General features: G+C 75.1%; 4 protein-coding genes and 1 pseudogene. 2 read left to right on the forward strand and 3 right to left on the reverse strand.

The window, feature by feature from the left end; translation table 11 throughout:
* Nucleotides 1-545 (forward strand): annotated as a pseudogene (locus tag HW578_RS23380) (MFS transporter); the annotation flags it as partial.
* Nucleotides 546-651: 106 nt separating this feature from the next.
* On the opposite strand, the gene HW578_RS23385 reads toward HW578_RS23380, so the two are convergent.
* From HW578_RS23385 to HW578_RS23395, 3 genes are all read right to left on the reverse strand, one after another.
* The gene (locus HW578_RS23385; protein ID WP_198373117.1) at nucleotides 652-1,329 is read right to left on the reverse strand and encodes a M35 family metallo-endopeptidase; all 678 of its coding nucleotides are present in this window, start codon (nucleotides 1,327-1,329) and stop codon (nucleotides 652-654) included.
* 79 nt (nucleotides 1,330-1,408) lie between these two features.
* The gene (locus HW578_RS23390; RefSeq protein ID WP_198373118.1) at nucleotides 1,409-2,125 is read right to left on the reverse strand and encodes a Crp/Fnr family transcriptional regulator; all 717 of its coding nucleotides are present in this window, start codon (nucleotides 2,123-2,125) and stop codon (nucleotides 1,409-1,411) included.
* Nucleotides 2,122-3,843, reverse strand: a complete 1,722-nt coding sequence (locus tag HW578_RS23395; protein WP_198373119.1) for a tetratricopeptide repeat-containing protein — start codon at nucleotides 3,841-3,843, stop codon at nucleotides 2,122-2,124. Before HW578_RS23395 ends, HW578_RS23390 begins: the two co-directional genes overlap by 4 nt.
* 122 nt (nucleotides 3,844-3,965) lie before the next feature.
* Between HW578_RS23395 and HW578_RS23400 the strand changes: the two genes are divergently transcribed.
* Nucleotides 3,966-4,455, forward strand: a 490-nt coding sequence (locus HW578_RS23400) for a toll/interleukin-1 receptor domain-containing protein (RefSeq protein WP_198373120.1), incomplete at its 3' end; no start/stop codon positions are given.

The following is a 4,455-nucleotide window of genomic DNA, read 5'->3' on the forward strand; positions in this document are numbered from 1 at the left end:
CGGGTGGGCGGGACATGGCGCTGCTCGCCTTCGTGCTGGCCACGGCGGGGTTCAGCGCGGCGGCGCTGGGGGCGCATCTGCCGGGGCTCCTGCAGGCGGCCGGGGCCACGGCGGTGGCGGCGGTGGCGGCCGGCGCGCTGCTCGGCCCGGCGCAGGTGGCGGCGCGCATCCTGGAATTCACCTTCCTGCGCAAGGTCTCCCCGCTCGTCTCGGCGCGCATCGCCGCGTCGCTGCACCCGATCGCGGTGGTGGTGCTGCTGGTGGGCGGGGCGCCCATGGCGGCGGTCTTCGTGCTGATCCATGGCGCCGGGAACGGAATGCTGACCATCACGCGCGGCACCCTGCCGCTCGCGCTGTTCGGGCCTGTCGGCTACGGGCACCGGCAAGGCCTGATCACTGCGCCGGCGCGCGCGGCACAGGCGCTCGCCCCCTTCGGCTTCGGCCTGCTGGTGGATGCGGCGGGGGCGCAGGCGCTGTGGCTCACGGCAGGGCTGGGGGCGGCGGCGGTGGCGGCGCTGTTCCTGCTGCGCATGCCGCCGCGCTGAGGCGCCGGAGCCACTTCGCGACACGCCATGAGGCAGGGCCGGCTCAAGACCGTTGTTCGACCTCAGTCCCCGAGCCGCCTTGCGAAGCGGCAAGGCTGGAGGATGCTCAGCGCGGCAGCGTCTCGACGAAATACTCGTAGTTGTCGGCGTTCTCGGCGGCGCGGGCGGCGTTCTCCTTGGCCAGCGTCAGCGCGCCGGTCGGACGGTAGGCGTGGTCGCGTGTATTCGCCGCCAGGTGCGAGGCCTCGTGGATCAGGATGCCCCAGCGGCTGTCGGTCCCGTCCATCCGCGCGCGGAAAAAGGGCGGGCAGAGGCCCAGCACCAGGTCGCGTTCCCGCGCATAGGCGAAGCGTCCGCCCGGGCAGCCTGGCGGGTCGTTGCAGCGGATCTCCACGCCCGCCATGTCGTCCAGCCGCGCGGCGGTGAGTTCCAGCGTGATGCGGATGGTCTTGCGCGGCGCATCGCCGAACCATCGGCGGATATGCGCGTGGTCGGGTTCGTCGCGCACCAGGCGGATCGCTTCCCGGATGCGGGTGCGCGCCATGGCCAGCGCGTCGTCGATCAGCGGCCGGTGGTGCTGGGCGTCGCAGGCCGGGCCGGGGATGTCGGCGGGGCCGCGTTCGAGCGGCGGTGGTTTGTCGGTCGGTGCCTCGACCACCAGCACCTGGCGATGGGGTTCGAGGGCGGGGGGCTTGTCGGTCGGCAGGTCGGCGCGCGCAGGGAGCGCCACGAGCAGCGCCGCCGCGACCCCGCGCGCCAGCCAGCAAGGCCATGGACGGGTCATCGCGGCAGCAGGCGCGCGCCAGCGCCGATGGCCAATGAAGCCCTTCATGGCGGGCCGGCGCGGCCCGGCTCGCGGCGCGTCATCCCTCCCGCGGCCCCGCAGCGACTGCCGCCAGCCCGGCCTCGTCCAGCACGAACAGGAAGGCCTTCTCGGTGTCGTAGGACACCAGGTTGGATGCGCGCCAGGCGTTCAGGATCGAGATGATGCTGCGCGTCGTCGCCCCCAGCAGGTCCGCGAGGTCCCCCTGGCGGAAGCGGGCGGCCAGTCGCATGCCCTTGTCGGTCTTCACGCTGTCGGCCTTGAGCAGGTACATCACCTGGCGCGCGAGGCGCACTTCCAGCGGCGCGAAGGTGGCGTCCTGCAGCAGGCCGAAGGTGCGCCGCAGCCGCACCGAGAGCAGCCGCGCCAGCGCGAGGCCGAGAGCGGGTTCCGCCTGCGCCGTCTCGAGGAAGGCGGTGGCGGGGATGCGCGCCAGCTTCACCTCGCCGAGCACCACCGCATCGGCGCTGCGCGTGGCGCCGTCCAGCACGCCGATCTCGCCGAACACGTCGCCGGCGCGGAATACCTCGACCATCAGGCGCTTCGCCGCGTTGTCGGGCGCGCCGACGCGCACGCGGCCGCGGCCTTCCAGCACCGCATAGACGGCATCCGGCGGGTCGCCCTGCGAGAACAGCGGCGCGCCATCCGGCGGCGCGACGCGCCGCGCGCCCTCCGCGAGGCGCGTCAGCGCCGGCGCCGGCAGGTCCCGGAACAGCGCGATGCGGCCGAGCTCCTCGGCCAGGCGCGTGTCGCTCATGCCATCTCCTCCTCGGCGCCGGCCCGGCGCAACGCATACAGGGGCAGCGACCCGAAGCCCTTCGCCGTCGGGATGCGCCCGGCATAGTCGCAGGCGAGGCCGGCACCGCGGGGCAGCAGCGCGACCTCGCAGGCGAAGGCTTCGGTCGCGAAGATGCGCCCGGGGGGTGTGACGGGCTCGATCCGCGCGGCGCGCGTCATGGCACGGCCGGAGAACTTGTCGGCGTGCTGCACCGCGTCGTGCACCGGCAGCAGGGGGCCGAAGTCGATCGCGAAGCGCGGGTGGATCGGCGGGTCCTGCGCGGCCAGCGCGGCGCGCATGTCGAAGGCGCAGGCGGCGGCGGCGGCGACGTCGTCGAAGGTGACCTGCACCGCGTCGCCCCAGGCGTTGCGGTAGGTGGCCGGGTGGCGGTCGAGCGCCGCGCCCATCGCGGCCAGCGGCCCCGCGTAGAAGGTGGCGAGCCCGGCATCGTCGAGCGCGCTGAAGCGCGGCAGGTCGCCGAACAGCACCGCCATGGGCCGCCGCCGCGCCGCCGGCTGGCCATTGCCGCCGCCATTGCGCGGCCAGGGCCAGGGGATATGGACCGAGCGACCGCCGGCGGCGCGCCAGGAGGCGACATCGGCGCCCGTGCCTGCCGCGCCGCGCGCCGGCTGGCCGTCCCAGGAGGCCACCTGCACCGCCGGCCCGTCGCGATGGCGCGAATGCAGCCGCGCGAGGCCCATGGCGCGGCGGCCTGCCATGGCCAGGTGCAGGTCGTCGTCCGGGAAGGGGCGTTCGTCGAGCTGGATGATGCGCAGCCGCGGCAGCAGGGCACGGTAGCGCGGCACCCAGCGCTCGCCGGCGGGGGCCACCGAATCGGCCTCGTAGGTGTCGGGGTCGCAGGGCAGCACGGCGGTGGGGGTGATGCCGGCGCGCAGCAGCGCCTCGACCGCCAGGATGTCGAAGCCGGCGGCCAGCCCGCCGAAGGCCGCGCCGACGTGCTCGGCGGCGATGGCGGCATCGAGCGCCGCGGCGATGCCGGCCTCAAGCGCCTGGTCGTCCTGCCCGGGCTTGGGCATGTGGCCGGTGTAGTGCAGCACCGCTGGGACGCGCAGCACATCGACGAAACCGGGTGCGAGACCGAGCGCGGCGGCCTCGCGCCGCATCTGCCGGCGCGTGGTGGCGCGGGCCGAGAGGTCGGGTCCGGCGCGCGATTCCGCTTCCTCCAGGGCGCGGCGGGCTTCCAGCACGCGCCCGGCCAGCAGCAGCGCCTCGGCCTCGGTCGCGGCCGACCAGTAGTCGCCGGCATCGCGGTGCCGTGCCAGAACCTGGCGGGCGATCTGCGCCGCGCCGGGCGCATCCCCGCCGAGCAGCCGCAGCGCGGCGGCGTTCACGCCATGCCAGCCGGCGCCATGGATGCGCCAGAGCACCGCGTAGCGCTGCGCCGCCTCCGCGAGCAGGGGCCCGCGCACCGCCGCCGGCTGCTCGAAGGCACGGTCCTTGATCAGGCGCGCGCCGAGCGTCGCGATCTCGGGGTCGGACTCGGCATCGAGGCGTAGCCGGTGGAATAGGTCGAGCGCCATGCCGGTGGCGCCCGCCCGCGCGATGGTCAGCGTGGCGCGATAGCGCAGCGCGGCATCGTCCGGATGCTCGGCCAGCGCCGCCATGGCCCTGTCATGGGCGGAAAACAGGAGGCCCTCGGCCTCCAGCGCCAGGACCTCCGCGAGCGGGTCGGACATCGGGCCTCGGCCGCGGGAAAGGGCGATGATCCTACGGGGGCCGTGCCGGGCCGGCAACGTGTGCCTCGCGCATGGCGCGCGCGCCCCGCCTGTGCAAGAACGCAATCGTTCCGGACGACGACATGCCGCACGACGTATTCCTCAGCTATGCGTCCGCCGACCGTGCCGCCGCGGATGCGGTGTGCGCGGCGCTGGAGGCGCGCGGCATCCGCTGCTGGATCGCCCCGCGCGACGTGCCGGCGGGCGCGGACTGGGGCGAGGCGATCCTGACGGCGATCGGGCGCGCGCATGCCATGGTGCTTGTGCTGTCGCGCAACACGGCGGGCTCCGTGCATGTCAGGAACGAGGTCGTGACCGCGGTCTCGCAATCCCTGGCCCTGGTGCCGGTGCGCATCGAGGATTGCCAGCCGGGCGGGGCGCTGCGGCTCCACCTGGCGGGGTCGCACTGGCTGAACGTGTTCCCGCCGCCGATCGACCAGCATGCGGATGCCCTGGCCGCCGGGGTGCGCCTGGCGCTGGCGGCGGATGCCACCATCGAGATCCCGCGCGCCCAGGCGGCGGCGCTGGTGGCGGCGGCCCGGGCCGGCGCGGCATCGGGCGCGCCCCGGCCGG

This window comes from Roseomonas rosulenta, from assembly GCF_016106005.1.
Taxonomy (GTDB): Bacteria; Pseudomonadota; Alphaproteobacteria; order Acetobacterales; family Acetobacteraceae; genus Neoroseomonas; species Neoroseomonas rosulenta.